Origin of the sequence: Limnohabitans sp. WS1 (assembly GCF_003063265.1) — a bacterium.
GTDB lineage: Bacteria > Pseudomonadota > Gammaproteobacteria > Burkholderiales > Burkholderiaceae_C > Limnohabitans_A.
Map to the genome: position 1 here is coordinate 286,857 of NZ_NERU01000002.1, position 25,196 is coordinate 312,052.

Sequence of the window (25,196 nt, forward strand, 5' to 3'; positions counted from 1 at the left end):
CCCTGTGAAAGTAAAATCGGGGTTAATCCCTAGGATTTTTCGTTTCCACTTAACTTTCAAAAGCAGACACCATGTCCCTGAACAAAGTCACCCCCGGCAGCAAAGTGCCCGACGCATTCAACGTCATCATCGAAATCCCGATGAACTCCGACCCTGTGAAGTACGAAGTGGACAAAGAGTCCGGCGCTTTGTTTGTGGACCGTTTCATGGGCACCGCCATGCATTACCCCACCAACTACGGCTACGTGCCCCAGACCATCGCCGGTGATGGCGACCCGGTGGACGTGTTGGTGATGACCCCCTTCCCATTGCCCCCAGGTGTGGTGGTGTCGTGCCGCGCCATTGGCATTTTGTTGATGGAAGACGAAGGCGGCATGGACGGCAAGATTTTGGCCGTGCCCACAGAAAAAATCCTGCCCATCTACGCCAACATCAAGGCCTTGTCCGATGTGCACGAGCTGCAACTCAAGCAGATTGCCCACTTCTTTGAACACTACAAAGACCTGGAAAAAGGCAAGTGGGTCAAGGTCAAGGGCTGGGAAGGCGTGGAGTCTGCCGCCAAAGAACTGATGGACGGCATCGCCAATTACCAAAAGGCCTGATCGCCTGGCTCAATGGCTTCTGACAGAAGCCGTTGAACCCCAAAACGCCTGCCCGGCTTGCGCCGTGCAGGCGTTTTTTATGGGGCTGGCGCGATGGAGATTCGCAGGCCGGTGGCTTTGAGCACAGCCGCCAAGGTTTTGATTGTGGGATTGCCCCGGGCCGACAAGGTGCGGTAAAGCGTTTCGCGTGACAGCTGAGTCTGCGCGGCCAAAGCCGTCATGCCGCAGCGCGCGTCAACCACTTTGCGCAAAGCGGCCAAATAAGTCTTGGGATCGTCATCCTCATTGGCTGCATTCAGGTATTCGGCGGCAAATTCGGCATCTTGGAGTTGTTGAAAAAGCCAGTCATCGTGTTTTGCGGTTTCATTCATTTTGAACTCCTTGTTTGCCATTCCAACCAGCGCTGCACGGCTTGGTCGATATCGGCCTGCTGCGAGCGCTTGTCTCCTCCTTGGCACAGCAAGACGACTTTTTTATCGGCCAAGGCGTAATAGACGCGGTAGCCCGGACCCCAATCAATCCGCAGCTCCCAAACACCCGCCCCAACAGGCTTGCAATCGCCAAAATTCCCGTTTTGCAGCCGGAGCATGCGCGCCGAAACTCTGGCTCTCGCTTGTTTGTCTCGCAGTTCATCCAACCACAAACCAAACAGGTCCACTCCCTGGGGACTGACGTAGTGCTTCAAAAGAAACATGGCAATTGTAGCTTTAAAGCTACCTTCCTGATGTATTTTTATACCATCAAGTGAGCCACTGAGCGCGTCAAAGATCAAGCCTCTGCAAGCCGATTCATTGGCTGGACTGACCTTGTCTTCGAAATCCAGGGCTCGGCGACAGAATGTGTCAGAAGGGGGCGCAGGTTGTGGCTTGGCGGTACGACATTTTCCGGTGGTGCGACATCGCGCATGGGGATGACGGAGAAGGCTTCACGTCGGACATGAAAGTGCCGACCTACAAGTTGGGCTGCTGCGTTTGTTTGAGTGGTGAGTGCTGATTGAGCGCTTCGAGGTAGTTCTCTACCCCCGCTTTTTCCCGCTCCAAATACCGCGCCACCGCTTCTGAAAACGCCGGGTGCGCCAGCCAGTGGGCGCTGTGTGTGGGCGTGGGCAGCAGGGCGCGAGCCATTTTGTGTTCGCCTTGTGCGCCGCCTTCAAAGCGTTTGAGGCCGTGCTGGATGCACCATGCGATGGGCTGGTAGTAGCAGGCTTCAAAGTGCAAGCAGTCCACCCGCGCCAGCGCCCCCCAGTAGCGGCCATAGGCCACTTCGGGCTGGCCTTGGGCGTCCAGGTGCAGGCCGATCAGGCTGATGCCAATGGGTTGGCCTGCGTGTTCGGCCACAAACAGCAGCCAGTTTTGGGCCATGTCGGTGCGCATGGAGTCAAAAAACGCCGGGGTCAAATACGGCGCGTTGCCGTGTTCCCAATAGGTTTGCTGGTAGCAGCGCAGCAGCAGGGCCCAGTCGCCTTCCGTCATGTCGGGGCCGCGCACGGCGCGAAACGTCACACCGGCATCGGCCACTTTGCGGCGTTCTTGCCGGATTTTTTTGCGTTTTTCTTGCGTCAGGCTGGCCAAAAAGTCATCAAAGTCGCGCCAGCCTTGGTTTTGCCAGTGGAACTGCACCTGGTCACGTTGCAGCAGGCCAGCTTGCTCACAGGCCTGCAAGTCTTGTGGACTGCCAAACAGGATGTGCAGCGAGGGGATGTTGTTGGTTTGGCAAATGTCCAGCAAGGCGGCCAGCAGGGTTTGGCGGGCGTCTTCGGACTCGGCCAGCAATCGGCTGCCGGGCACGGGCGTGAACGGTGAGGCGACCAGCGCTTTGGGGTAATAGTCCAAGCCGTGGCGCTGGTAGGCGTCGGCCCAGGCGTGGTCAAACACATACTCGCCGCGTGAATGGGTCTTGATGTAGAGCGGGCAGGCAGCGGCCAACACATCGCCTTGCGGGGTGCTGCGCCATAAACTGAGCACTTGCAGCGTCCAGCCGGTCTCGGGCACAGCCGATCCGCTGGCGTGCATGGCCGACAAATAGGCATGTCGCATGAAGGGCGATGGCGCATCTTGCTGGGCGAGCAAGCCGTCCCAAACCTCAGGCGCGATGCCACTCAGGTCATCCTCTACCCGGGTGACATAATTCAAGCTCAATTTTTCCAGCACCTGTATGACTCTCCAAATTCGTGTGGCCCAGCTCAACTTTGTCGTTGGTGACATGCCGGGCAATGCCCGCAAAATCATTGACGCCGCCGCCTCGGCTTATGCCCAGGGGGCCAGGCTGTTGATCACGCCCGAGCTGTCGATTTGCGGCTATGCGGCCGAAGACCTGCTGCTGCGCCCGGCTTTCATTGACGCCTGTGATGATGCCCTGAAAACGGTGGCCCGCGAACTGGCTGGGTTAAAGGGCCTGCATGTGGTGGTGGGCCACCCCGAAGGTGGTGGCGTGCGCACCCGCAGCGTGGCCGTGACGCGCCGCCACAACCGCGCGAGCGTCCTGTGCGAGGGCAAAGTCGTCTGCGCTTACGACAAGCGCGAGTTGCCCAACTACCAAGTGTTTGACGAGCGCCGCTATTTCACACCCGGCAACGGGGTGGGGGTGTTTGAGGTCGAGGGGGTTCGGGTGGGGCTGCTCATTTGCGAAGACGCGTGGTTTGACGAGCCGGCCCGCCTGGCGCGTGACGCGGGCGCGCAAATGCTGGCGGTGCTGAACGCCTCGCCTTTCCATGCGGGCAAGGGCCCGGAGCGCGAGCAGCGCATGCGCGAAAGGGTGGCCGATTGCGGTTTGCCCCTGATTTACGCGCATTTGGTGGGCGGCCAGGACGAGGTGATTTTTGAAGGGCGCTCGTTTGCGCTCAATGCCCAAGGCGAAACCGTGGCGCGGGCCGAGGGCTTTCGCGAGGCGGCCATGACGGTGCAAGTTCAAGTCGCAGCAAGCGGTGTGGATGTGAGCGCTGCGCCCGAGGCCTTGGTGCCCATGGCCTCTGCAGATGCCGAGTTGTGGGATGCGCTGGTGCTGGGCGTGCGCGACTACCTGGGCAAAAACGGTTTCAAGGGCGCAATTTTGGGCCTGTCGGGTGGCATCGATTCGGCGCTGGTGTTGGCGATTGCGGTGGACGCGATCGGGGCCGACAAGATTCATGCGGTGATGATGCCTTCGCCCTACACGGCCGACATCAGCTGGATCGATTCGCGCGACATGGTCAAGCGCCTCAATGTGCGGTATGACGAAATCTCGATTGCGCCCTTGTTCGACGGCTTCAAACAGGCGCTGTCGGCCCAATTCGAGGGCCTGAAAGAAGACACGACCGAAGAAAACATCCAGGCCCGCATTCGCGGCACGCTGCTGATGGCGCTGTCCAACAAGACCGGGGCGATTGTGCTGACCACCGGCAACAAGAGCGAGATGGCCACCGGTTACTGCACGCTGTATGGCGACATGGCGGGCGGTTTTGCGGTCATCAAGGACGTGGTCAAGACCCGCGTGTTCGACCTGGCCCGCTGGCGCAACCTTCATGATCCGTATGGCACGGGCAGCCAGCCGATCCCCGAGCGCATCATCACCCGCCCGCCCAGCGCCGAGCTGCGCCCGGACCAAAAAGACCAGGACAGCCTGCCTGCCTATGAGGTGCTGGACGCGATCATCCAGCGTTACATGGAAAACGACGAGGGCGTGGAGGCTTTGATCGCAGACGGTTTTGAGCGGGCCGATGTGGAAAAAGTCACACGCCTGATCAAGCTCAACGAGTACAAACGCCGCCAGTCGCCTGTGGGCATTCGCGTGACGCACCGCAGTTTTGGCAAGGATTGGCGTTATCCTATGACCAATAAATTCCGCGCCTGAATTCGGGTGCTTTCCATTTTTTGAGGATTTTTTTCATGAAACAGATCACCGCCGTCATCAAACCCTTCAAACTGGAAGAAGTGCGTGAAGCCTTGGCCGAATGCGGCGTGACGGGGCTGACAGTGACCGAAGTCAAGGGTTTTGGACGCCAAAAAGGCCACACCGAGCTGTACCGGGGTGCCGAATACGTGGTCGACTTTTTGCCCAAGGTCAAGGTTGAAGTGGTGGTCAAGGACGACGACGTGGACAGCTGTGTCGACGCCATTGTCAAGGCCGCCCGCACCGGAAAGATTGGCGACGGCAAGATTTTTGTGACTTCGGTCGAGCGCGTGGTGCGCATCCGCACCGGCGAACAGGACGAAACAGCAATCTGATCAGGCGGTAGGTGTATGGCCTTGAATGGCCACATGGCGATCTGTGAAGCTGTGATGAGGACAGGGTTGATGGTTGTCAGGCCCTCAAGGTCGATCAGAGCAGTTCGACTTTGGCGCGTGGAGAAAAGCCCGCTTTTTGCACCAGACTTTGCAGCAGCAATTCGGCCTTGGTGCCCACGGACACCAGCTCTGTCTGCCAATGCCCCATGAAGCCTTGATCGACCACTTGGCCAATGAAAGCCATCAAACCATCGTAATAACCGTTGCTGTTGAGGATGCCGATGGGTTTGTCGTGGTAACCCAGCTGACGCCAAGTCCAGACTTCAAACAATTCTTCAAAAGTGCCGATGCCGCCGGGCAAGGCCAGAAAAGCATCGGCTTTGTCGGCCATAAGGCGTTTGCGCTCATGCATGGTGTCCACCACATGCAGTTCGGTGCAGCCGTGGTGCGCCCATTCCTTTTCGACCAAGGCTGTAGGAATGATGCCCACCACGGTGCCGCCTGCGGCCAGGGTGGCTTCGGCGACCAGGCCCATCAAGCCGTTGCGGCCGCCGCCATAAACCAGTTGGCCGCCATGCTGGCCAATCCAGGTGCCCACTTGGACGGCGATTTGGGCAAATTCAGGCGAGTTGCCGGGTTTGGAGCCGCAGTAAACGCAGACCGAAAAGGCGGGCGATGTGGCCGGGGTGTTGTTTTCGGTCATGACAAGCGTTGCCAAAGCGCAGCCATCCAAACGCCAGCGCACAGCAGCAAGCTGAGCAGCACCGCAGCACTGCCCATGTCCTTGGCACGCTTGGACAGGTCGTGCCATTCCGGGCCGATGCGGTCGATGGCCGATTCGACACAGGTGTTGAGCAACTCGACGATCATGACCAGCAAAATCGTACCGGCCAGCAGGGCGGTTTCTACCCAGTTTTGCCCCAGCCAAAAAGCCAAGGGCACCAGCCCCATGGCCAAAATGGCTTCTTGACGAAAAGCGGTTTCTCCCCAGCCTGCACGCAGGCCCTGCATGGAGTAACCCCCGGCATGAAGAATGCGGTTAAGGCCTGTGCGAGCTTTTTGCGGGTTGACGATGTTGGTCGTTTGGGGTTTATTGCTGGACATAGGCCATCAGGATTTGAGAGCTTGCTGCGCAGTGATCAGACGCGTGCGGGACCAAGCGTCGTGCCAAAACTGGCGCTGAGGATGAAAGCGGCTGAGGATGCTCCAAATGGCCACCCATCCCAGAGTGATGACGCTCAGTTCGATCACAGACAGGTGAAGCGCGTAGGAGGTGATGATCGGTGGAAGAAACCAAATCCAAGTGGCCAAGTACCGTTTCAAGGCGGTTTTGTTGCTCACCCTTCGCCCATCGGTGCCCACAATTTCTATGCGCCATGTTTTCATGGCCAGCGTTTGTCCACGCCGCCACATCCAGATGAAGTAAAGACCCAGCACCAGAAAACAGGTGGCTTGAAAGCCTGATTTGAGTTTCGGCTGACTGTTCATCTCCCCCGGCGACAGGCCGGTGATCCAGGATGCGGCAATGAAATAAACCAAACCTGATGCGACCATCACACCGAACAGCAGCATGCCTTCGTAGAGCCAGCAGGCCATGCGCCGTTTGAGCGATGGGGCGAGAAATTCGTCTGCGGGCGCTGGTGCGAGGGGTCGAGAAGACACGGGGTCGCTGTGGGTCATGACAACTGTTGATTCAGGGGGTAAGTTGCGAGGCGATCCTCGGTTTGGGTGCATTCGGCTGTGAAGCCGTTTGAATGCAAAGCCAGTCGCTTATTGTGACCCAGGCTTGGGCAGAAGTGTTTTGGGGTCAATGGGTTGGGATGGGGCCACCAACGGAATGCCTTTGGGCGTGTTCACAGGCATGGCCGGCGGACTGACCAGTCGGCTGTTGGTGGGCAGGGTCGTGCGTGCAGCACTTTTGACCGGTGGCTTGGGTCCCGAGGACAGTTGTTGTTTGTCCTGGGCGGGCAGGGATTGGTAGGCTTCCCACTGAGCCCGTTTGTCATCAATGGACAACGAGCGGGTGCTGTTGAAGTTGAATCGGGCAGCATTGCGGTCTTTGGGGCTCAGACGTGCCCATTCACTCATTCGACCGTGCATGGTCATTTGCTCTTCATCGCTGAGTTGCAAAAATGTGTCACTGATGCTCAGCCACTTGGTCCGTTGTTGCGCGGTCAGGGTGTCCCACTGGCCTCGCAGGGGTGACAGAGCTTGCTTTTGCCGTTCGCTCAATTTTTGCCAGCGTTTGAGGACAGGGGGCGGCGAGGGCATGGCCGGGCTGCTGGCCGATGTGACGTCGCCAGTGACGAGGAGCGGAGCTGCCGGTGCAGGGTTTGCGTCGGCGGGTGCAGGCGATTGGGCCAAGGATTGCGTGATGCAAAGACTCGACAATATCCCGCTGAGGATCGTCAACCCAATCAGGTCACGCAGCGTCAAGGGCCTGTGAGTGAACAGTTCAATCATTGGCAGCGGTACGGACCAATTGGAGCTTTAAAAATTGCACAAAGCCCGGGTCGGTGTAGGCGTCTGGGGGTAATTCGTCGGTCAGCAGTGCGGCGTCAATGCGGGCAATGTCAGAGGTCACATCATCGGATTGCATGTCCTGCAGAACCAACAGGCCCAAGACCAAGGCCAAGATTGGCAAAGCGGAAGCAAAAATACTCCAAAGGTTCAGGCCTTCTTCTGGAGTGCCGGTCAATGTGCCTTGGCTTTGAACCGAGCCGGCCATACGGCGTTGCATGATGACCACAGGTGGGCGTGACTTCAGAGCGAGTTGCCGTGCGATTCTCAATCTTTCGCTGATGTCATGGCCCAAATCCAAAGAGGCCGTGCTTAACTTGGCCGACAGTTGTTGGCCAAGTCGGTCCACGTCGTTGTCGGGATGGATTTGTTGGTGTTTCATGGTTTCAGGCCTTGGTCAGACAAGGTTTTACTCAGGGCCTGGATGGCCCGGGAACAATGGGTTTTGACGCTGCCTTCGGTGCACCCCATCACGGCGGCAGTTTCTGCAACATCCAGCTCCTCCCAATAACGCAGCAGGAAGGCTTCTCGTTGACGCGTGGGCAAGGCCATGACCGCCGATTCAATGTGCTCAAGAGTTTGCACTCTGCCCAGCCAGCTCTCTGCACTTTGTGTGGCCAGATTGTCTTCGGCACCGTTGGCCACTTCCATCAAATCGAAGCCTGAATCGGTTTCATCCGAATCGAGTTCGTTCATGTTGGTGAACAAGGCTTTTCGGGTTTTTTGGCGTCTGAACCAATCCAGGACGGTATTGGACAAAATGCGCTGAAAAAGCAGGGGCAGTTCACTCGGGGGCTTGTCCGCATAACTGCTGCACAGCTTGATCATGCTGTCTTGAACAATGTCCAAAGCACCTTCTTCATCACGTACGTGATAGTAGGCACGCTTGAATGCTTTTTTTTCTGCGTTCTTCAGAAAGTCAGCAAGTTCTTTATCGGAGGCCAACGTGATTTCAGCGTCGCTGTTTGAGGTGTGGGGGCTGTTCTTGATCCTGTCAACTGAGCAGGCATTGACCCTGGTGGGTGAATGATTATGTCACTTGACGAGCTTTGGGAGAACTTTTGCGTAGGCATGCGTGTATCAATGCGATAATGAGCGATTGCAATTGAAAAAAAGCAAACGGATCACCGTCCGGCACTTTTACAGTTTGGTGCCCATGTCTGTGGTCTTAAGTCCCAAAGCCACTTCACAAGAGTCGAGCCCAGGGGCACCCAAGGTTTTTCGTTAGAGAAATTCACAAAGGTTGAATATGGAAATGAACAAGGCTGATACAGCCAACACCCCTGCGGGCGCTCAAGAATTGCGCGGCGCAGAAATCCTCGTCAAAGCGCTCCAAGCGGAAAACGTTCAGTACATCTGGGGTTACCCCGGCGGTGCCGTTTTGCACATTTATGACGCTTTTTACAAGCAAGACACCATTCAGCACGTCCTGGTGCGGCACGAGCAAGCGGCTGTGCACGCGGCCGATGGTTTCGCCCGTGCCACGGGCGAAGTCGGGGTGGCTTTGGTCACTTCCGGCCCCGGCCTGACCAATGCCGTGACCGGCATCGCCACGGCTTACATGGACAGCATCCCCATGGTCATCATCAGTGGCCAAGTGCCCACTGCGGCCATTGGTCTGGATGCTTTCCAAGAATGCGATACCGTGGGCATCACCCGTCCAATCGTCAAGCACAACTTCTTGGTCAAAGACGCCAAGGACATGGCCGAGGTCATGAAAAAGGCTTTCCACATTGCACGCAGTGGCCGTCCTGGCCCCGTGGTGGTGGACGTGCCCAAGGACGTTTCTTTCAACAAAGCGCTGTACTCGGGCTACCCCGAGACGGTAGAAATGCGCTCTTACAACCCTGTGCGCAAGGGCCACGGTGGGCAGATTCGCAAGGCTTTGCAGTTGTTGATGTCGGCCAAGCGCCCTTACATCTACACCGGTGGCGGCGTGTTGCTGAGCAACGCCAGCGCAGAGCTGCGTGCCCTGGTGGACATGCTCAACGTGCCAGTCACCAACACTTTGATGGGCTTGGGCGCTTTCCCCGCCACCGACCGCCGCTTCCTGGGCATGCTGGGCATGCACGGCACGCTCGAAGCCAACAACGCCATGCAAAACTGCGACGTTTTGTTGGCCGTAGGTGCACGGTTTGACGACCGCGTGATCGGCAACCCCAAGCACTTCGCTTCGGTGGACCGCAAGATCATCCACATTGACATCGATCCGTCGAGTATCTCCAAGCGCGTCAAGGTGGACGTGCCGATCGTGGGCGACGTGAAAGATGTGTTGACTGAACTCATGGGCATGATCCGTGACTCCGGCCTCAAGCCCGATCAGCAGGCCTTGGCCCAATGGTGGGAAACGGTTGAAGGCTGGCGCAGCCGCGACTGCATGAAGTACGACAACAGCAACAGTTTGGTCATCAAACCGCAAAAAGTCATCGAGACTTTGTGGGAGATGACCAAGGACGCCGATGCGTACATCACCTCGGACGTGGGTCAGCATCAGATGTGGGCCGCTCAGTACTACAAGTTCAACGAACCACGCCGCTGGATCAACTCCGGTGGTTTGGGCACCATGGGCGTGGGCATTCCTTATGCCATGGGCATCAAGTTGGCCAAGCCGGACAGCGAAGTGTTCTGCGTGACGGGTGAAGGCTCGGTGCAAATGTGCATTCAGGAACTCTCAACCTGCTTGCAGTACAACACGCCCATCAAAGTGGTGGCCCTGAACAACGGTTACCTGGGCATGGTGCGCCAGTGGCAGGAAATTGATTACTCTGGTCGTTACAGCCACAGCTACATGGATGCATTGCCCAACTTCGTGAAGTTGGCCGAGGCCTATGGCCACGTCGGCATCCTGGTTGAAAAACCAGAAGACGTGGAGCCGGCTTTGCGTGAAGCCCGCAGGCTAAAGGACCGCACGGTTTTCCTGGACATCCGCACGGACCCGACAGAAAACGTGTTCCCCATGGTGCAGGCCGGCAAAGGCATCACCGAAATGCTGTTGGGCGTGGAGGATCTGTAATCATGAAACACATCATCGCTGTACTGATTGAAAACGAAGCGGGTGCTTTGTCCCGTGTGGTGGGCTTGTTCTCGGCCCGTGGCTACAACATCGAGTCTTTGACCGTGGCCCCGACCGAAGACCCCAGCTTGTCGCGCATGACCATCCAGACCACCGGGTCGGATGACGTGATTGAGCAAATCACCAAACACTTGAACCGCCTGATTGAGGTGGTCAAGGTCGTTGACCTGACCGAAGGTGCTTACACCGAACGCGAGCTGATGCTGGTGAAGGTGCGTGCCGTGGGCAAGGAGCGCGAAGAAATGAAACGCATGGCCGACATCTTTCGCGGCCGCGTGATTGACGTCACCGACAAGAGCTACACCATTGAGCTGACCGGTGACCAATCCAAGAACGACGCCTTTTTGGAGGCGATCGACCGCAGCGCCATTTTGGAGACCGTGCGCACGGGTGCATGCGGAATCGGGCGCGGCGAGCGCATCCTGCGCGTCTAAACTTAACTCTTGAACCTGTTTATTCCTAAGGAGAACCCTGTGAAAGTTTTTTACGACAAAGATTGTGATCTGAGCGTCATCAAGGGCAAGACCGTTGCCATTCTTGGTTACGGCTCGCAAGGCCACGCCCATGCTCAGAACCTGAACGACAGCGGCGTCAAAGTGGTTGTCGGTCTGCGCAAAGGCGGCGCATCGTGGGATAAAGTCGGCAAAGCCGGTTTGACTGTGATGGAAGTCAATGATGCGGTCAAAGCCGCTGACGTGGTCATGATCTTGTTGCCCGACGAAATGATCGCCGAGGTCTACAACAACAACGTGGCACCTCACATCAAACAAGGCGCTTCGTTGGCTTTTGCCCACGGTTTCAACGTGCACTACAACCAAGTCGTTCCCCGTGATGACCTCGATGTGTGGATGGTTGCCCCTAAGGCCCCAGGCCACACCGTGCGCAACACCTACACCCAAGGCGGCGGCGTGCCCCACTTGGTGGCGATTCACCAGGACAAGAGCGGCAAGGCCCGCGCTTTGGCCCTGAGCTATGCCATGGCCAACGGTGGCGGCAAGGCCGGCATCATCGAAACCAACTTCAAAGAAGAGACCGAAACCGACTTGTTCGGTGAGCAGGCTGTTCTGTGCGGTGGCGCGGTTGAGCTGATCAAGATGGGTTACGAGACCCTGGTGGAAGCCGGTTACGCCCCTGAGATGGCTTACTTCGAGTGCTTGCACGAGTTGAAGCTGATCGTGGACTTGATCTACGAAGGCGGCATCGGCAACATGAATTACTCGATCTCGAACAACGCCGAGTACGGCGAGTACGTGACAGGTCCTGAAGTCATCAACGAAGAGTCGCGCGTCGCCATGCGCAATGCCTTGAAGCGCATCCAGACAGGTGAATACGCCAAGATGTTCATCTTGGAAGGCAAGACCAACTACCCCAGCATGACGGCCCGCCGTCGCCTGACTTCCGAGCACTCCATCGAAGTTGTGGGCGCACAATTGCGCGCCATGATGCCTTGGATTGCAAAGAACAAGCTGGTTGACAAGACACGCAACTGATTGTCTTGTGCGATATCGAAAAAGGCCACTTCGGTGGCCTTTTTCTTGGGCGCGTGGACTGCCTTAAACTTGGCTGACAAGCGATGGCTCCGAATCAACGCAAGAGGAAAAACCGATGAGCAAATTCAACGACAACGACAGTGCCGAAGGCACCGAGGTGGTTGTGCCTGTGCGCAAACCGTCTAAGGGCATTTACATGTTGCCCAACATGATCACTTTGGCGGCCCTGTTCGCAGGTTTTTATGCCATTGTCATGGCGATCAATGGTCGTTTTGACTTGGCCACGGTGGGCATCTTCAGTGCCATGGTGCTCGACAGCTTGGATGGCCGCGTGGCCCGAATGACCAACACCCAAAGTGCCTTTGGCGAGCAAATGGATTCGCTGTCCGACATGGTGTCGTTTGGTGCTGCGCCTGCCTTGATCGCCTATGTTTGGACCCTCCAGGAGTTGGGGCGTTGGGGCTGGATTGCCGCGTTTGTGTATTGCGCCTGTGCAGCGTTGCGCTTGGCACGCTTCAATGTGAACACGGGGGTGGTCGACAAGCGGTATTTTCAGGGATTGCCTTCGCCTGCTGCGGCGGCTTTGGTCATGGGCTTTGTCTGGATCATGTTTGAAAACGCCGTACCCGCTAAAACCGTGGCGTGGGGCATGTTTGCGGTCTGCCTGTTTGCGGGTTTGACCATGGTGACCAATGTGCCGTTTTACAGTTTCAAGGACATGCACATGAAAAAGAGCGTGCCTTTTGCCACTTTGGTGTTGGTGGCTTTGGGCATTGCGGCGGTGAACATTGACCCGCCTACCGTTTTATTTGGCATCTTTGTGCTGTATGGTTTGAGTGGCTATGTGATCTACATCTGGCGCAAAGCCAAAGGTCAGCCCACCAGCATGATCAGCACCTCCACCGATGACCCCGATGAGCGTGGCTTGCATCAATGATGTCCGCTGCAGGACAGTGGATGCTGTGAATTGTGCTAAAGTAATCGCATGAACTTTTCTTTGTTTGCACTACTGCTAGCGCCCCACGGGCGGGATGTGTAGCGCACGCAAACATTGTCCCAAAAGGCCCGTATGCCATCCGCATCGGGCCTTTTGCATTTTTTGCTTGGACTTGCGGGTTTTTGACCAGGAGTGAACATGACTGACAAACTGATTATTTTCGACACCACCTTGCGTGATGGTGAGCAATCACCAGGAGCCTCCATGACCCGCGACGAGAAACTGCGCATTGCCCGCCAGCTCGAGCGTTTGCGCGTGGATGTGATCGAAGCCGGTTTTGCCGCCAGCTCCAATGGTGATTTTGAGGCGGTCAAAGCGATTGCTGACGCGATCAAGGATTCCACCATTTGTTCCCTGTCGCGTGCCAACGACCGCGATATCGCGCGTGCGGCCGAGGCGCTCAAAGGTGCCAACAGCGGCCGCATTCACACCTTCATTGCCACGTCGCCCCTGCACATGGAAAAGAAGCTGCGCATGACACCCGACCAGGTGTTTGAGCAGGCCAAGCAGTCGGTTCGCTTTGCTCGCAATTTGGTGGGTGATGTCGAGTTTAGCCCCGAGGACGGCTACCGCAGCGACATGGACTTTTTGTGCCGCATTTTGGAAGCCGTGATCTCAGAAGGTGCCACCACCATCAACGTGCCTGACACCGTGGGTTATGCCGTGCCCGAGTTGTACGGCGAGTTCATCCGCACCTTGCGCGAGCGCATTCCCAACTCGGACAAAGCGATTTGGTCCGTGCATTGCCACAACGACTTGGGCATGGCCGTGGCCAACTCCTTGGCGGGTGTGAAGATTGGTGGCGCACGCCAGGTTGAGTGCACCATCAACGGCTTGGGCGAGCGTGCGGGCAATTGCTCACTCGAAGAAGTGGTCATGGCCGTTAAGACACGGCGAGACTATTTTGGCCTCGACATCGGCATTGACACCAGCCACATCGTGGCTGCCAGCCGCATGGTCAGTCAGACCACCGGTTTTGTGGTGCAGCCCAACAAGGCCGTGGTGGGAGCCAATGCCTTTGCCCATGCCTCGGGCATTCACCAGGATGGCGTGCTCAAGGCGCGCGACACCTACGAAATCATGCGTGCCGAGGACGTGGGCTGGACCACCAACAAGATCGTGCTGGGCAAGCTCAGCGGTCGCAACGCGTTCAAACAGCGTTTGCAAGACCTCGGTGTCACTTTGGACAGTGAGACTGAAATCAACAACGCTTTTTCCAAGTTCAAGGAATTGGCCGACCGCAAGAGCGAGATTTTTGACGAAGACATTCTGGCCTTGGTCAGCGATGAAAGTGTGACCACTGAAAAAGAGCAGTTCGGATTTGTCTCCATGTCTCAGCACAGTGAGACGGGCGAGCGTCCACATGCGGCAGTGGTGTTCACAGTGAATGGCAAAGAGGTTCGCAGTTCATCGGATGGCAATGGGCCCGTCGATGCGTCTCTCAAAGCCATTGAGTCGCACGTTCAGAGTGGTGCTGAAATGGTGTTGTATTCAGTCAATGCGATCAGCGGCTCCACTGAAAGTCAAGGCGAAGTGACGGTTCGATTGCAAAATTCTGGCCGTGTGGTCAACGGTGTCGGCTCGGATCCAGACATCGTTGTGGCTTCAGCCAAGGCTTATCTGAGTGCGCTGAATAAATTGCAAAGCACCGCAGATCGGGTTGCAGCTCAAGGTTAAAATGACTTCTAAATAGGTAATTTTAAACTTTATGAAGGTCACGTAAGTTGCTGTTCTTGCGTGACTTTTTTATTTGAGTACACTGTTATTACCTGATCCCAAAATAAACCATGGCCTGACCTGAAATGCAGCTGAAATTTGCTTCTTTGAATTCCTTTTCTTTGGCATCCTGGCGTGCTTCCTCTCTGGCTTTGGTGGCAGGTTTGATGATTGGCTGGGTCGGCCCCAGCAATTTGGTTTATGCACAGTCCAACTCCACGGCGTCTTCAGCCAAAGGTAAAAAGTCAAACAACCATGCCCAAAAGTCAGTGCAACGTCGCTCCGCGCAAAACGGCAAGGGTCGTTCTGTACAAAGCGCCAAAGGACGATCTGCTGGCGGTGTAAAAAGGGGCTTTGTGTCGGCCCAGGCCGCAGTTCCTGTCAAGGCATCTTTTGGTCAGATGGCAGGTTTGCGTTCCACAGCCGATGCCTTGGATTTGAATTCCAGTGTGGCCTTGGTGGTGGATCAAGACACCCACGAGGTGCTTTACCGAAAAAACGACCATGCCGTTTTACCCATTGCTTCATTGACCAAGCTGATGACAGGTTTGATCATCTCTGAAGCGAACCTGCCGATGTCTGAGCGGCTCACCATCACGCAAGCTGATGTGGACACAGAAAAAGGAAGCTCCTCGCGTTTGGCGGTTGGTACTGAATTGAGTCGCGGTGAAATGCTGCATTTGGCTCTGATGTCCAGTGAGAACAGGGCAGCCAACGCTTTGGGTCGGACTTTTCCGGGTGGTTTGAGTGAGTTTGTGGCCCGTATGAACAGCCGAGCGCTGAGCTTGGGCATGACCGATACCCGTTACGTGGAGCCTACAGGTCTTTCCAGTCGCAACCAGTCAAGCGCCAGCGATTTGGCGGTCTTGGTTGCCGCGGCTTACAAAGAGCCTGTTTTGCGTGATCTGTCGACTTCGCACGGACGTGAGGTAGCCGTGGGTAACCGCACCTTGCAATACAACAACACCAATCGCTTGGTCAAAAATCCTCAATGGGACATTGGTTTGCAAAAAACAGGCTATATCTCTGAAGCCGGTCAGTGCTTGGTCATGCAAGCGCAGGTGGCAGGGCGCAAGTTGATCATGGTGTTTTTGGACTCTGCTGGCAAACTCAGTCGCATTGGAGATGCTGAACGTGTGCGCAAATGGGTCGAAAACAAGTCTACTTGGCAGTCCAGTCAACACTTGCAGCAGGACCGTCCCGGTTGATGAGCCGTCAGGGGCTTGTCAATGCCCTGACTCGGGGCGTTTAACCTTCTGCGTGGTGCCCCAGTGTGCTGGAGATTTCCCGTGCTGTTTCTTGCAGTTTCGTCAACCAGCTGTCATCGATGCGGTCTGCTGGCGCAGAGATGGACAAACCGGCCAGCAATTTACCTTGGTCATCATGAATGCCCGCAGCAATGCAGCGCACACCCAACTCCAACTCTTCGTTGTCGCGGGCAAAGCCAGACTGTTTGACGCGTGTCAATTCTCTTTCCAGAACCTGCAATTGGGTGATGCTGTTGCGGGTTTGGCCCGCTAAACCTGTACGTGTGGCGTAAGAGCGAACCCGCAAAGGGTCATCGGCTGCCAGAAAAAGTTTGCCCACAGAGGTCAGGTGCAAAGGCGCCCGCCCACCAATGGCACGAACAACTTGCATGCCCGAGCGTTCGCTGTAGGCGCGTTCGATGTAAACAATCTCGTCGCCCTGTCGCATGCTCAAATTGACAGGTTGCTGAATCAGTTTGTGCAGTTCGCGCATGGGTGCCAATGCGGCATCTCTCACATTGAGCCGACCTTTGACCATGTTGCCCAATTCCAGCAGACGCATACCCAAGCGGTAGCTTCCTGCTTCGGGGCGGTCAACAAAACGTCCCGTGGCCAAATCGTTCAGGATGCGGTGCGCGGTCGAGGGATGAAGTCCAGTTTTTTGACTGATTTCTTTCAGGGAAATCGCCTCTTCTCGGGATGCAAGAACATCCATCAAGGTGAACATGCGTTCGATGACTTGGATGGTGGGCGAAGCGGCAATGGTGGGATCTTTTTTCATCGAGTACAGCAGATGTGATTGAATTTTACACTGTGAAATCGAAGGGGAGTCTTTAAGGCATGGGCAGCCATTCACCATGGACTCGCAATTCGCCCGGTTTGAAACGGGCTTTGTAACTCATTTTGGGACTTTTTTCGATCCAGTAGCCTAAGTAAACATAAGAAAGACCCAAGTCGACAGCTTGCTGGATTTGCCAAAGAACGCCATACGTGCCGTAGCTCGCTTTGTCATCTGGTTCGTAGAAGGTGTAAACGGCGGAGAGGCCATTGTTGAGGACATCGACAATGCTGATCATTTTCAGAGGGCCCAGAGTGCCTTCTGGTGCGGGTTCGCGAAACTCGATGATTCTTGAATTGACGCGACTTTGAAGCAAGAACTGGGTGTATTGATCCACGCTGTCCTGGTCCATGCCACCGCCCATGTGACGCGAATTTTGGTAGCGCAAGTACAGGGCGTAATGCTCGGCATCAAAATGCAAGTCCAGCACCCGCACTTTCAAATGCTGGTGGGCTTTGAGGGCGCGTCGCTGACTGCGGTCTGGTTGGAAAGTGAGCACATTCACACGCAGGGGTTGGCAAGCTTGGCAACCATCGCAATAAGGACGGTAGGTAAACAATCCGCTGCGCCGAAAGCCTTGTTGCACAAGGTCTGAATAAACCTCGTTGTGAATCAAATGGCTGGGCGTTGCCACCTGTGAACGTGCTGACCGATCGGGCAGGTAACTGCAAGCATAGGATGCCGTGGCATAAAACTGCAGAGCCTGAAGCGGGAGGTCTTTCAGATGGGTCACTTAGGGTTGTCCAATGCCGTCAACGCGTGCCAGTATAAAGTTTGCTGTGCCCAGTCAATGCCGGGTCGGTCCATCGCTTGCCTGACGCCTGTCATGAAGGTGTCTCGCGACATTTCGTGTGCGCCCAAAGAGGCCAGGTGACGGGTGTTTTGCTGGCAATCAATGGCCAAAACACCGTGCTCCAAGGCGACGCTGACCAAAAGGGCCAAAGCCATTTTGGAGCCATCGTCAATGCGGGTGAACATGGACTCGCCAAATACGGCTTGGCCCAGCGCCACAAAATACAACCCTGCCACCAGCGTTCCATCAAGCCAAACCTCTGCGCTGTGTGCCAAGCCCAGTTGGTGGAGTTCTGTGTAGGCACTCACCATGGAGGGCAAGATCCAGGTGCCTTTTTGGCCCGGGCGAACGGCGCTGGAGCAGTGGTGGATCACCCCTGCAAAGTCTCGGTCAAAACACAATTCAAAACGGGGTGATTTCAGGTGTTGTTTGAGCCGTTGACGCAAGGAGCGGTGAAAGCGAAATTGATGGGTCTGAAGCACCATGCGGGGATCGGGGCTCCACCACAACACAGGCTGCCCTTCACTGAACCATGGAAAAATCCCGTTGGAATAACTTTCGATCAGGCGTTCAGCATTCAGATCGCTGCTGGCAGCCAAAAGGCCAGGAGCAGGCGATGAAGGCCCCCAGGTCAGCGAGGCGCAAGGCAGTGGCTCCCCAGGCTGAACCCAGGGCAGGGTGGGCGATGAGGGTTCGATCAACATGCAGTCATTACACAATAAATGGCATGCGCACGGCGTCAGCCGCTATGATTTTGTGATGCATGCTTTTGATTCAGACTGGATTCAACCCGAGTGGCCTGCCCCGTTGGGAGTTTGCGCCATCATGACGACGCGTCAAGGTGGCGTTTCAAGTGGGCCTTGGCGAAGCATGAATCTGGGGGGGCATGTGGGGGACTCTCACGAGCAGGTTCAGGCCAACCGTGACCTTCTCGCCAACCAGATCAAGAAAACCCCCGTGTTCATGGACCAAGTTCATGGCACACAAGTAGAGGCGCTGCCGACAAATGGGGTCCATCTGCCGCAAGCGGATGCTTGTTGGACCGCTGACCACCAGCTGGCTTGCACCATCATGGTGGCCGATTGCTTGCCTGTGCTCTTGTGTGATGCCTCGGGTCAATGGGTGGCGGCTGCGCACGCCGGTTGGCGTGGTTTGGCGGGCGTCAATGGCCAAGGTGTGCTGGAGTCGCTGTTGTCCGAGTTGCCCGTGCATGGCCACCATGGCGAGCTGATGGCTTGGCTGGGGCCATGCATTGGCCCGAATGCATTTGAGGTGGGGCAAGAGGTTCGGTCTGCATTTCAAGAAGGGTCGACCAAGAATGACGCATTCTTTTTACCTTTGCCAAATGGGAAGTACTTGGCCGATTTGGCAGGTTTAGCCCGACAGCGATTGCATCAGTTGGGGGTTGGACAAATTTTTGGCAATGATGGTCATCCTTCTTGGTGCACCTTCACCAATTCAGACCGGTTCTTTTCTCACCGGCGCGACAGCCGCGTCCTCGGCCAAAGTGGGCGCATGGCCGCTTGCATCTGGCTGGACCGATGAGTTGATTTTTGATTCGGCCTCCAGCCTGTTTTGCTCGGCCTTGAGCCGTTCTTTTCTTCGAAGTGGGGTCCCAAACAGGTAAATCACCAACGATATGGGCAACAAGCCATACAGCAAGAAGGTGATGATGGCACCCAAAACAGTTCCCTGTGTACTAAAAGCCTCGACCAAAGCCATCAGCAATGTGACATAGAACCATGCAATAACGATCAAATACATAAATTTTTTGTGCCTTGTAATTTGGGTGACAACAAACTGAAAGATACTGTACTCAAGCCATTTCAAAAAAACGATTGAATCAGGAGACAACATGAGTGCATCCAAGCCAAACGACTGGGCCCAGATGAACCAGGATTTTCAGCAAAAACTGTCTCAAAGTTGGGGTCAGGCCATGCAGCATTTCCAGACCATCGACTTGGGAGGTTTGAAGCCGGTCCCCGAAGCTGACACGCCTGCACTCAAATTCTCTCCGGAAAAGATTCAGGCCCTTCAGGGGCAGTATTTCAAAGACGCCTCAGATTTGTGGAATCAAAGCCTGAGCAACAGTTTGCAAGTCAAAGACCGGCGTTTTTCGGGTGATGCCTGGACCTCCAACCCTGTGGCAGCGTTCAATGCGGCCACTTACCTGCTCAATGCCCGCACCCTGATGGGCTTGGCCGATGCGGTGGACGCCGATGCCAAAACACGCACCCGCATCCGCTTTGCCATTGAGCAGTGGGTGGCCGCTTCGTCCCCAAGCAACTTTTTGGCCTTTAATGCCGAAGCCCAAAAGAAAGCGATCGAGACAAAAGGCGAAAGCATCGCCAAGGGCATCCAGAATTTGATGCACGACATGCAGCAGGGCCATGTCTCGATGACCGACGAGAGCCTGTTTGAAGTGGGCAAGAACGTGGCCACGACCGAAGGTGCTGTCGTTTTTGAAAACGAATTTTTCCAGCTCATCGAATACAAGCCGCTCACCGCCAAGGTCTACGACAAGCCGTTTTTGCTGGTGCCCCCTTGCATCAACAAGTTCTACATCCTCGATCTCCAGCCCGAAAATTCGCTGATTCGCTACGCTGTGAGCCAAGGCCACCGCACTTTTGTGGTGAGCTGGCGCAACCCTGACGAGTCCATGGCGCAAAAGACCTGGGACGACTACATCGAGCACGCCGCCATCGAGGCCATCCACACGGTGCAGGCCATCACCGGTGCGCCCAAAATCAATGCTTTGGGCTTTTGCGTGGGAGGCACCATCTTGTCGACCGCTTTGGCCGTGTTGGCCGCTCGAGGAGAAAAGCCGGTGGCCAGCGCCACCTTCCTCACCACGCTGATCAACTTCACCGACACCGGCATTCTGGACGTGTTCATTGACGAGAACTTCGTCAAGTTCCGCGAGCAGCAAATGGGCCAAGGCGGCTTGCTCAAAGGCCAGGATCTGGCATCCACTTTCAGCTTTTTGCGCCCGAATGACCTGGTCTGGAACTATGTGGTGGGCAACTACCTCAAGGGTGAGACACCGCCGCCTTTTGACCTCTTGTACTGGAACAGCGATTCCACCAATTTGCCTGGCCCGTTTTACGCCTGGTATTTGCGCAACACTTACCTCGAAAACAAGCTGGTTCAACCTGGCAAAGTCACCGTGTGTGGCGAGGCCATCGATCTGGGCAAGGTCGATCTGCCTGTCTACATCTACGGTTCTCGCGAAGACCACATCGTGCCGATTGGTGGGGCTTATGCCAGCACACAAGTGTTGCCGGGCAAGAAGCGTTTTGTGATGGGGGCTTCGGGCCACATTGCGGGCGTGATCAACCCGCCAGCGGCCAAAAAGCGCAGTCACTGGTTGAGTGAAGGCACGAAATTCCCAGCCGATGTGAACGACTGGATCGCCAGCGCCCAAGAGGTGCCCGGCAGCTGGTGGACCGATTGGTCAGACTGGCTCAAAGGCCATGCCGGCAAGCAAATTGCCGCGCCCAAAGCCTACGGCAAAGCCAGCCAATTCAAAGCCATCGAGGCGGCCCCCGGTCGCTATGTGAAGGCCAAGGCCTGATTCGTTTTTTTATTGGAGACAAAAATGGAAGACATCGTCATCGTTGCAGCAGCCCGCACCGCCGTGGGCAAATTTGGCGGCTCGCTCGCCAAAACGCCCGCCACTGAGCTGGGCAGCATCGTCATCAAGAGCCTGCTCGAGCGCAGCGGCTTGCCGGTGGACGCCATCGGTGAAGTCATCATGGGCCAGGTGCTGGCCGCAGGCGTGGGCCAAAACCCCGCCCGCCAAGCCATGATGAAAGCCGGTGTGGCCAAGGAAACACCGGCGCTGACCATCAACGCCGTGTGCGGCTCGGGCCTGAAGGCCGTGATGCTGGCCGCGCAGGCCGTGGCCTGGGGCGACAGCGAGATCGTCATCGCCGGTGGTCAGGAAAACATGAGCGCCAGCCCGCACGTGTTGAACGGCAGCCGCGACGGCCAGCGCATGGGCGATTGGAAGATGACCGACACCATGATCGTGGACGGCTTGTGGGACGTGTACAACCAGTACCACATGGGCATCACCGCCGAAAACGTGGCCAAGGCCCACGGCATCACCCGTGACATGCAAGACGCCCTGGCTGCAGGCAGCCAACGCAAGGCCGCAGCCGCACAAGACGCGGGCAAGTTCAAGGACGAAATCGTCGACGTGCTGATTCCACAGCGCAAAGGTGACGCGCTGGTGTTCAACACCGACGAGTTCATCAACAAGAAAACCACGGTGGAAGTGTTGGCTGGCTTGCGCCCTGCCTTTGACAAGACCGGCAGCGTGACCGCAGGCAACGCCTCGGGCATCAATGACGGCGCGGCCGCCGTGATGGTCATGTCGGCCAAGAAGGCCGCCGCCTTGGGCCTCAAGCCCCTGGCTCGCATTGCCGCTTTTGGCACCAGCGGTCTGGACCCGGCCACCATGGGCATGGGCCCTGTGCCTGCGTCGCAAAAAGCGCTGGCCCGCGCCGGCTGGAAAGCACAAGACGTTGACCTGTTCGAACTCAACGAAGCCTTTGCCGCACAAGCTTGTGCCGTGAACCAGGCCTTGGACATCGATCCGGCCAAGGTCAACGTCAATGGCGGTGCGATCGCCATCGGTCACCCCATCGGCGCATCCGGTTGTCGCATCTTGGTGACTTTGTTGCACGAAATGCAGCGCACCCAGGCCCAAAAAGGTTTGGCCGCGCTGTGCATCGGCGGCGGCATGGGCGTGTCGCTGGCCATCGAACGCGTTTAAAAACCAGGCACGCCGCCGCCTTGGATTGGCACACTGCCCAGCTGTATAAGGGCAGCCCTTCCAAAGGATGTGAGTGCCTTCACTTCATTTCACTTCACTCATAACAAGGAGACAATCATGAGTCAAAAAGTAGCGTACGTCACAGGTGGCATGGGCGGCATCGGTACCGCGATTTGCCAGCGCCTTCACCAAGAAGGCTTCAAAGTCATCGCCGGTTGCGGCCCTACGCGCGACTTCACCAAATGGCTGGACGAGCAAAAAGCCTTGGGCTTCACCTTTTACGCCTCGGTGGGCAACGTGGGTGACTGGGACTCTACCGTGGAAGCCTTCTCCAAGGCCAAAGCCGAGCACGGACCGATCGACGTCTTGGTCAACAACGCCGGTATCACCAAGGACCGCATGTTCCTGAAGATGACGCGTGAAGACTGGCAAGCCGTGATGAACACCAACTTGGACTCCATGTTCAACGTGACCAAGCAAGTGGTCGCCGACATGGTCGAAAAAGGCTGGGGCCGCATCATCAACATCAGCTCGGTCAACGGCGAAAAAGGTCAGGCCGGTCAGACCAACTACTCGGCTGCCAAAGCCGGTATGCACGGTTTTTCGATGGCCTTGGCCCAAGAGCTGGCCACCAAAGGCGTCACGGTCAATACCGTGTCACCAGGCTACATCGGCACCGACATGGTCAACGCCATTCGCCCTGATGTGCTGGAAAAAATCGTTGCCACCGTGCCCGTCAAGCGCTTGGGCAAGCCCAGCGAAATCGCCTCCATCATCGCATGGATGGCCAGCGAAGATGGTGGCTACACCACCGGTGCTGACTTCGCCGTCAACGGCGGTTTGCACATGGGTTGATGCTTGTTTCTGGCACAGTTTGGCAACGCCAAGCTGGACCATTCAAGCCAGCAGTGCCTACTAAAAAACCCGCCTCGGCGGGTTTTTTGCGTATGCCGGTCGGCTTTAATCCGCTTGTTTGCTCGTGCTCACCATTTGCATGGCCGAGGCGATCAGGCCCGACACTTCGCTCATGTTGCCCGGCACGATCAGCGTGGTCTTGGCGTCTTGCGCCACCTTGGCGTAGGCCTGCACCGCTTGCTCGGCCACCTTGAGCTGCACGGCTTGTTCGCCTCCGGGCTGGCGGATGGCGGTGGCAATTCGCTCAATCGCCTGAGCCGTGGCATTGGCCATTTCGGTGATGGCGGCGGCATCGCCTTGGGCTTTGTTGATGGCGGCTTGTTTTTCGCCTTCTGAGCGGGCAATGAAGGCCTCGCGCTCGCCCGTCGCGATGTTGATCTGCTCCTGACGGCGGCCTTCGGATGCGGCGATCAGCGCGCGCTTTTCGCGCTCGGCGGTGATTTGTGACTGCATGGCCAGCAAAATTTCTTTGGGCGGTGTCAGGTCCTTGATCTCGTAACGCAACACCTTCACGCCCCAGTTGAGCGCCGCTTCGTCGATGGCAGCCACCACCTGTGCGTTGATGATGTCGCGCTCTTCAAAAGTCTTGTCGAGCTCCAATTTGCCGATCACGCTGCGCAGGCTGGTTTGTGCCAGCTGGGTCACGGCCACGATGTAGTTGGACGAGCCGTAACTGGCCAGTTTGGGGTCGGTGACTTGAAAGTACAAAATGCCGTCGACCTGCAGCTGCGTGTTGTCTCGCGTGATGCAGATCTGGCTGGGCACGTCCAGGGGGATTTCTTTCAGGCTGTGTTTCTGGATCACGTTGTCCACAAAGGGCACCACAAAGTTCAGGCCCGGGGCCAGACTGGCGTGGAATTTGCCCAGCCTTTCGACCACCCAGGCCTCTTGTTGCGGCACGACCTTGACGGTCTTGATGATGAACAGGACCGCGATGATCACGAGGATGGCAGCGACTTCCATGGTTTTTCTCCCTTTTCGGTGTAGTGAGCGGTGTGCTCAGATTTTCTCGAGGACCAGGCGGTTGCCCGCCATGGCCTGAATGCGGTGAATGCCAGCCGTGGCGGTCTGGCCCGGGGCCAGCACCGCGGTCCAGGCCGCGCCCCGGTGTTTGACTTGTGCGGTGCCTTGCGCGTCCCAAGCATCGACCTGCACCGTGGCACCCAAGTCCAAGTGTTGGTCTTGGGCTTCTTGTGGCGTGGTGGTTTGGCGCATGCGCCATTGGCCCAGCAGCACAGCCCCCAAGCCGCCGACGATGGCCGCTGCCACCAGTTGGGTGCTCAGGCCATAACCAGCCAATGCGACCAGCGCAGCGGCCACAGACCCGAGACCCAGCATCAGCAGGTAAAAGGTGCCCGTTACCAACTCCAGCGCCACCAGCACGCCGGTCAGCACCCACCACATCGTTGCATTGCTCATTTCGCCTCCTTCAGCTTCATCCGCGTATTGTCGGGCTTGAACTTCTGTCTTTATACGCCGACCACCCATCGCCTGGGGCAAGTCCGTCACAAGCCAAGGATAATCAGCCCCCAAATTCAAAGGACAACCTTAACCATGATTGGTGAGGACTCTAGGGGTTCCGTGTCTAATTGATGATCAATTGCGTTGTTAAGCTGGAATGCAATCATCGTGTATCTGTGGGCGTGGCTGATGGCTAATTGATCATGTAAACAGTTGTTGACCCAGCTGATCCCAATGCCTCAGATATGCTTTGGCACATGTTTTTCAGTGAATTTCGTGGGGATTATTTTTCTTTTGTTATTTTTATTGGATTTGAATTAACGTCAAAGAAAGATGAAATGTTGGTCGCAGGTGCTGAAGGTGGCTTGGTGGAACACGTGCAGATTGCCTGCAACGCAGCACAAGACATGTATTTTTCATCCGGCGTGGCGTCATTCATCTTTTACGTCGAAAGTTGGTGGCCATCAACAGCGTGATGATCCCTGGTGCAGTACGCGATGCCGTTTGGGCGTGCTTTGCACAAGTCTTGGAAACTATGCAGTCGGAGTGCATGACCCGCGAA

29 protein-coding genes are annotated in these 25,196 nt (G+C 56.5%); 14 read left to right on the forward strand and 15 right to left on the reverse strand.

Going from position 1 to position 25,196, the window contains the following annotated elements:
• The first annotated feature begins 71 nt into the window (after positions 1 to 71).
• Positions 72 to 602, forward strand: coding sequence for an inorganic diphosphatase (gene ppa, locus B9Z48_RS04985; protein WP_108377354.1), 531 nt, complete (start codon positions 72 to 74; stop codon positions 600 to 602).
• 77 nt (positions 603 to 679) lie between these two features.
• On the opposite strand, the gene B9Z48_RS04990 is transcribed toward ppa, so the two are convergent.
• The 3 genes from B9Z48_RS04990 to B9Z48_RS05000 form a co-directional block, all read right to left on the reverse strand.
• A complete protein-coding gene (locus B9Z48_RS04990; protein WP_108377355.1) occupies positions 680 to 973 on the reverse strand; it encodes an addiction module antidote protein in 294 nt (97 codons plus the stop codon).
• Positions 970 to 1,374: a type II toxin-antitoxin system RelE/ParE family toxin gene (locus B9Z48_RS04995; RefSeq protein ID WP_368665912.1), complete on the reverse strand. Its 405-nt coding sequence runs from the start codon at positions 1,372 to 1,374 to the stop codon at positions 970 to 972. Before B9Z48_RS04995 ends, B9Z48_RS04990 begins: the two co-directional genes overlap by 4 nt.
• A gap of 178 nt (positions 1,375 to 1,552) precedes the next feature.
• Complete coding sequence (locus B9Z48_RS05000) at positions 1,553 to 2,752, reverse strand: GNAT family N-acetyltransferase (RefSeq protein WP_108377357.1); 1,200 nt, start codon at positions 2,750 to 2,752, stop codon at positions 1,553 to 1,555.
• 4 nt (positions 2,753 to 2,756) lie between these two features.
• Between B9Z48_RS05000 and B9Z48_RS05005 the strand changes: the two genes are divergently transcribed.
• Both B9Z48_RS05005 and B9Z48_RS05010 read left to right on the forward strand, forming a co-directional pair.
• Positions 2,757 to 4,430: an NAD+ synthase gene (locus tag B9Z48_RS05005; RefSeq protein WP_108377358.1), complete on the forward strand. Its 1,674-nt coding sequence runs from the start codon at positions 2,757 to 2,759 to the stop codon at positions 4,428 to 4,430.
• A 35-nt stretch (positions 4,431 to 4,465) separates the two neighbouring features.
• On the forward strand, positions 4,466 to 4,804 hold the full coding sequence (locus B9Z48_RS05010; RefSeq protein ID WP_089953953.1) for a P-II family nitrogen regulator: 339 nt from the start codon (positions 4,466 to 4,468) through the stop codon (positions 4,802 to 4,804).
• 94 nt (positions 4,805 to 4,898) lie between these two features.
• Here the strand turns inward: B9Z48_RS05010 and B9Z48_RS05015 are convergent, their stop codons facing one another.
• The 6 genes from B9Z48_RS05015 to B9Z48_RS05040 form a co-directional block, all read right to left on the reverse strand.
• Positions 4,899 to 5,507, reverse strand: coding sequence for a TIGR00730 family Rossman fold protein (locus B9Z48_RS05015; protein ID WP_108377359.1), 609 nt, complete (start codon positions 5,505 to 5,507; stop codon positions 4,899 to 4,901).
• Positions 5,504 to 5,908, reverse strand: coding sequence for a diacylglycerol kinase (locus tag B9Z48_RS05020; RefSeq protein ID WP_108377360.1), 405 nt, complete (start codon positions 5,906 to 5,908; stop codon positions 5,504 to 5,506). Before B9Z48_RS05020 ends, B9Z48_RS05015 begins: the two co-directional genes overlap by 4 nt.
• A 6-nt stretch (positions 5,909 to 5,914) precedes the next feature.
• Positions 5,915 to 6,484, reverse strand: coding sequence for an RDD family protein (locus B9Z48_RS05025; RefSeq protein WP_108377361.1), 570 nt, complete (start codon positions 6,482 to 6,484; stop codon positions 5,915 to 5,917).
• 90 nt (positions 6,485 to 6,574) lie between these two features.
• Entirely contained in the window at positions 6,575 to 7,075 is a 501-nt protein-coding gene (locus B9Z48_RS05030; RefSeq protein ID WP_158273214.1) for a DUF3106 domain-containing protein, read from the reverse strand.
• A 184-nt stretch (positions 7,076 to 7,259) separates the two neighbouring features.
• Complete coding sequence (locus B9Z48_RS05035; RefSeq protein ID WP_108377363.1) at positions 7,260 to 7,706, reverse strand: DUF3619 family protein; 447 nt, start codon at positions 7,704 to 7,706, stop codon at positions 7,260 to 7,262.
• Positions 7,703 to 8,269 (reverse strand): RNA polymerase sigma factor, encoded by a 567-nt coding sequence (locus B9Z48_RS05040; protein WP_089953937.1) that lies wholly within the window; start codon positions 8,267 to 8,269, stop codon positions 7,703 to 7,705. Before B9Z48_RS05040 ends, B9Z48_RS05035 begins: the two co-directional genes overlap by 4 nt.
• Before the next feature lie 304 nt (positions 8,270 to 8,573).
• Between B9Z48_RS05040 and B9Z48_RS05045 the strand changes: the two genes are divergently transcribed.
• The 6 genes from B9Z48_RS05045 (at position 8,574) to B9Z48_RS05070 (ending at position 15,808) form a co-directional block, all read left to right on the forward strand.
• Positions 8,574 to 10,337 (forward strand): acetolactate synthase 3 catalytic subunit, encoded by a 1,764-nt coding sequence (locus tag B9Z48_RS05045; protein WP_089953934.1) that lies wholly within the window; start codon positions 8,574 to 8,576, stop codon positions 10,335 to 10,337.
• Positions 10,338 to 10,339: 2 nt separating this feature from the next.
• Positions 10,340 to 10,831, forward strand: a complete 492-nt coding sequence (gene ilvN, locus B9Z48_RS05050) for an acetolactate synthase small subunit (protein ID WP_089953931.1) — start codon at positions 10,340 to 10,342, stop codon at positions 10,829 to 10,831.
• 39 nt (positions 10,832 to 10,870) lie between these two features.
• Positions 10,871 to 11,887 (forward strand): ketol-acid reductoisomerase, encoded by a 1,017-nt coding sequence (gene ilvC / locus B9Z48_RS05055; RefSeq protein WP_108377364.1) that lies wholly within the window; start codon positions 10,871 to 10,873, stop codon positions 11,885 to 11,887.
• A 115-nt stretch (positions 11,888 to 12,002) separates the two neighbouring features.
• Complete coding sequence (pssA, locus tag B9Z48_RS05060) at positions 12,003 to 12,824, forward strand: CDP-diacylglycerol--serine O-phosphatidyltransferase (protein ID WP_089953928.1); 822 nt, start codon at positions 12,003 to 12,005, stop codon at positions 12,822 to 12,824.
• Between the two features lie 198 nt (positions 12,825 to 13,022).
• Complete coding sequence (locus B9Z48_RS05065) at positions 13,023 to 14,561, forward strand: 2-isopropylmalate synthase (protein ID WP_089953925.1); 1,539 nt, start codon at positions 13,023 to 13,025, stop codon at positions 14,559 to 14,561.
• 125 nt (positions 14,562 to 14,686) lie between these two features.
• Complete coding sequence (locus tag B9Z48_RS05070; protein WP_233261024.1) at positions 14,687 to 15,808, forward strand: serine hydrolase; 1,122 nt, start codon at positions 14,687 to 14,689, stop codon at positions 15,806 to 15,808.
• Between the two features lie 40 nt (positions 15,809 to 15,848).
• On the opposite strand, the gene B9Z48_RS05075 is transcribed toward B9Z48_RS05070, so the two are convergent.
• From B9Z48_RS05075 to aat, 3 genes are read right to left on the reverse strand one after another with little or no spacing between them, the layout of a single operon-like run.
• Positions 15,849 to 16,628 (reverse strand): IclR family transcriptional regulator, encoded by a 780-nt coding sequence (locus B9Z48_RS05075; RefSeq protein WP_089953922.1) that lies wholly within the window; start codon positions 16,626 to 16,628, stop codon positions 15,849 to 15,851.
• A gap of 52 nt (positions 16,629 to 16,680) precedes the next feature.
• Complete coding sequence (locus B9Z48_RS05080) at positions 16,681 to 17,418, reverse strand: arginyltransferase (protein WP_108377365.1); 738 nt, start codon at positions 17,416 to 17,418, stop codon at positions 16,681 to 16,683.
• Entirely contained in the window at positions 17,415 to 18,182 is a 768-nt protein-coding gene (aat, locus tag B9Z48_RS05085) for a leucyl/phenylalanyl-tRNA--protein transferase (protein WP_108377366.1), read from the reverse strand. Before aat ends, B9Z48_RS05080 begins: the two co-directional genes overlap by 4 nt.
• Positions 18,183 to 18,303: 121 nt before the next feature.
• Between aat and pgeF the strand changes: the two genes are divergently transcribed.
• Positions 18,304 to 19,023, forward strand: a complete 720-nt coding sequence (pgeF, locus tag B9Z48_RS05090) for a peptidoglycan editing factor PgeF (RefSeq protein ID WP_233261025.1) — start codon at positions 18,304 to 18,306, stop codon at positions 19,021 to 19,023.
• On the opposite strand, the gene B9Z48_RS05095 is transcribed toward pgeF, so the two are convergent.
• Positions 18,937 to 19,242, reverse strand: coding sequence for a hypothetical protein (locus B9Z48_RS05095; RefSeq protein ID WP_089955218.1), 306 nt, complete (start codon positions 19,240 to 19,242; stop codon positions 18,937 to 18,939). The two genes, pgeF and B9Z48_RS05095, sit on opposite strands and share 87 nt — an antisense overlap.
• 91 nt (positions 19,243 to 19,333) lie before the next feature.
• Between B9Z48_RS05095 and B9Z48_RS05100 the strand changes: the two genes are divergently transcribed.
• The 3 genes from B9Z48_RS05100 (at position 19,334) to phbB (ending at position 23,113) form a co-directional block, all read left to right on the forward strand.
• Entirely contained in the window at positions 19,334 to 21,052 is a 1,719-nt protein-coding gene (locus B9Z48_RS05100; protein ID WP_089953913.1) for an alpha/beta hydrolase, read from the forward strand.
• A gap of 24 nt (positions 21,053 to 21,076) precedes the next feature.
• The gene (locus B9Z48_RS05105) at positions 21,077 to 22,258 is read left to right on the forward strand and encodes an acetyl-CoA C-acetyltransferase (protein ID WP_089953910.1); all 1,182 of its coding nucleotides are present in this window, start codon (positions 21,077 to 21,079) and stop codon (positions 22,256 to 22,258) included.
• Positions 22,259 to 22,375: 117 nt separating this feature from the next.
• Positions 22,376 to 23,113 (forward strand): acetoacetyl-CoA reductase, encoded by a 738-nt coding sequence (phbB, locus tag B9Z48_RS05110; protein ID WP_089953908.1) that lies wholly within the window; start codon positions 22,376 to 22,378, stop codon positions 23,111 to 23,113.
• 105 nt (positions 23,114 to 23,218) lie between these two features.
• Here phbB and B9Z48_RS05115 read toward each other — a convergent pair whose 3' ends face one another.
• A complete protein-coding gene (locus tag B9Z48_RS05115; protein WP_089953906.1) occupies positions 23,219 to 24,136 on the reverse strand; it encodes an SPFH domain-containing protein in 918 nt (305 codons plus the stop codon).
• Positions 24,137 to 24,172: 36 nt separating this feature from the next.
• A complete protein-coding gene (locus B9Z48_RS05120) occupies positions 24,173 to 24,592 on the reverse strand; it encodes an NfeD family protein (RefSeq protein WP_089955213.1) in 420 nt (139 codons plus the stop codon).
• A gap of 299 nt (positions 24,593 to 24,891) precedes the next feature.
• On the opposite strand from B9Z48_RS05120, the gene B9Z48_RS21345 reads away from it, so the two are divergent.
• The gene (locus B9Z48_RS21345; RefSeq protein WP_146186235.1) at positions 24,892 to 25,110 is read left to right on the forward strand and encodes a hypothetical protein; all 219 of its coding nucleotides are present in this window, start codon (positions 24,892 to 24,894) and stop codon (positions 25,108 to 25,110) included.
• Positions 25,111 to 25,196 lie beyond the last annotated feature (86 nt).

Bases quoted from the DNA above. Each gene is read 5' to 3' on its own strand.
- B9Z48_RS05100 (WP_089953913.1), top strand. From the start codon at position 19,334: ATGAGTGCATCCAAGCCAAACGACTGGGCCCAGATGAACCAGGATTTT.
- B9Z48_RS05025 (WP_108377361.1), bottom strand. From the start codon at position 6,484: ATGACCCACAGCGACCCCGTGTCTTCTCGACCCCTCGCACCAGCGCCC.
- ppa (WP_108377354.1), top strand. From the start codon at position 72: ATGTCCCTGAACAAAGTCACCCCCGGCAGCAAAGTGCCCGACGCATTC.
- B9Z48_RS05045 (WP_089953934.1), top strand. From the start codon at position 8,574: ATGGAAATGAACAAGGCTGATACAGCCAACACCCCTGCGGGCGCTCAA.
- pgeF (WP_233261025.1), top strand. From the start codon at position 18,304: ATGACGACGCGTCAAGGTGGCGTTTCAAGTGGGCCTTGGCGAAGCATG.
- B9Z48_RS05115 (WP_089953906.1), bottom strand. From the start codon at position 24,136: ATGGAAGTCGCTGCCATCCTCGTGATCATCGCGGTCCTGTTCATCATC.
- B9Z48_RS05030 (WP_158273214.1), bottom strand. From the start codon at position 7,075: ATGCCCTCGCCGCCCCCTGTCCTCAAACGCTGGCAAAAATTGAGCGAA.
- B9Z48_RS05065 (WP_089953925.1), top strand. From the start codon at position 13,023: ATGACTGACAAACTGATTATTTTCGACACCACCTTGCGTGATGGTGAG.
- B9Z48_RS04990 (WP_108377355.1), bottom strand. From the start codon at position 973: ATGAATGAAACCGCAAAACACGATGACTGGCTTTTTCAACAACTCCAA.
- B9Z48_RS21345 (WP_146186235.1), top strand. From the start codon at position 24,892: ATGTTTTTCAGTGAATTTCGTGGGGATTATTTTTCTTTTGTTATTTTT.
- B9Z48_RS05020 (WP_108377360.1), bottom strand. From the start codon at position 5,908: ATGTCCAGCAATAAACCCCAAACGACCAACATCGTCAACCCGCAAAAA.
- B9Z48_RS05005 (WP_108377358.1), top strand. From the start codon at position 2,757: ATGACTCTCCAAATTCGTGTGGCCCAGCTCAACTTTGTCGTTGGTGAC.
- ilvN (WP_089953931.1), top strand. From the start codon at position 10,340: ATGAAACACATCATCGCTGTACTGATTGAAAACGAAGCGGGTGCTTTG.
- aat (WP_108377366.1), bottom strand. From the start codon at position 18,182: ATGTTGATCGAACCCTCATCGCCCACCCTGCCCTGGGTTCAGCCTGGG.
- B9Z48_RS05120 (WP_089955213.1), bottom strand. From the start codon at position 24,592: ATGAGCAATGCAACGATGTGGTGGGTGCTGACCGGCGTGCTGGTGGCG.
- phbB (WP_089953908.1), top strand. From the start codon at position 22,376: ATGAGTCAAAAAGTAGCGTACGTCACAGGTGGCATGGGCGGCATCGGT.
- B9Z48_RS05015 (WP_108377359.1), bottom strand. From the start codon at position 5,507: ATGACCGAAAACAACACCCCGGCCACATCGCCCGCCTTTTCGGTCTGC.
- B9Z48_RS05075 (WP_089953922.1), bottom strand. From the start codon at position 16,628: ATGAAAAAAGATCCCACCATTGCCGCTTCGCCCACCATCCAAGTCATC.
- B9Z48_RS05105 (WP_089953910.1), top strand. From the start codon at position 21,077: ATGGAAGACATCGTCATCGTTGCAGCAGCCCGCACCGCCGTGGGCAAA.
- B9Z48_RS05095 (WP_089955218.1), bottom strand. From the start codon at position 19,242: ATGTATTTGATCGTTATTGCATGGTTCTATGTCACATTGCTGATGGCT.
- pssA (WP_089953928.1), top strand. From the start codon at position 12,003: ATGAGCAAATTCAACGACAACGACAGTGCCGAAGGCACCGAGGTGGTT.
- B9Z48_RS05010 (WP_089953953.1), top strand. From the start codon at position 4,466: ATGAAACAGATCACCGCCGTCATCAAACCCTTCAAACTGGAAGAAGTG.
- B9Z48_RS05035 (WP_108377363.1), bottom strand. From the start codon at position 7,706: ATGAAACACCAACAAATCCATCCCGACAACGACGTGGACCGACTTGGC.
- B9Z48_RS05070 (WP_233261024.1), top strand. From the start codon at position 14,687: ATGCAGCTGAAATTTGCTTCTTTGAATTCCTTTTCTTTGGCATCCTGG.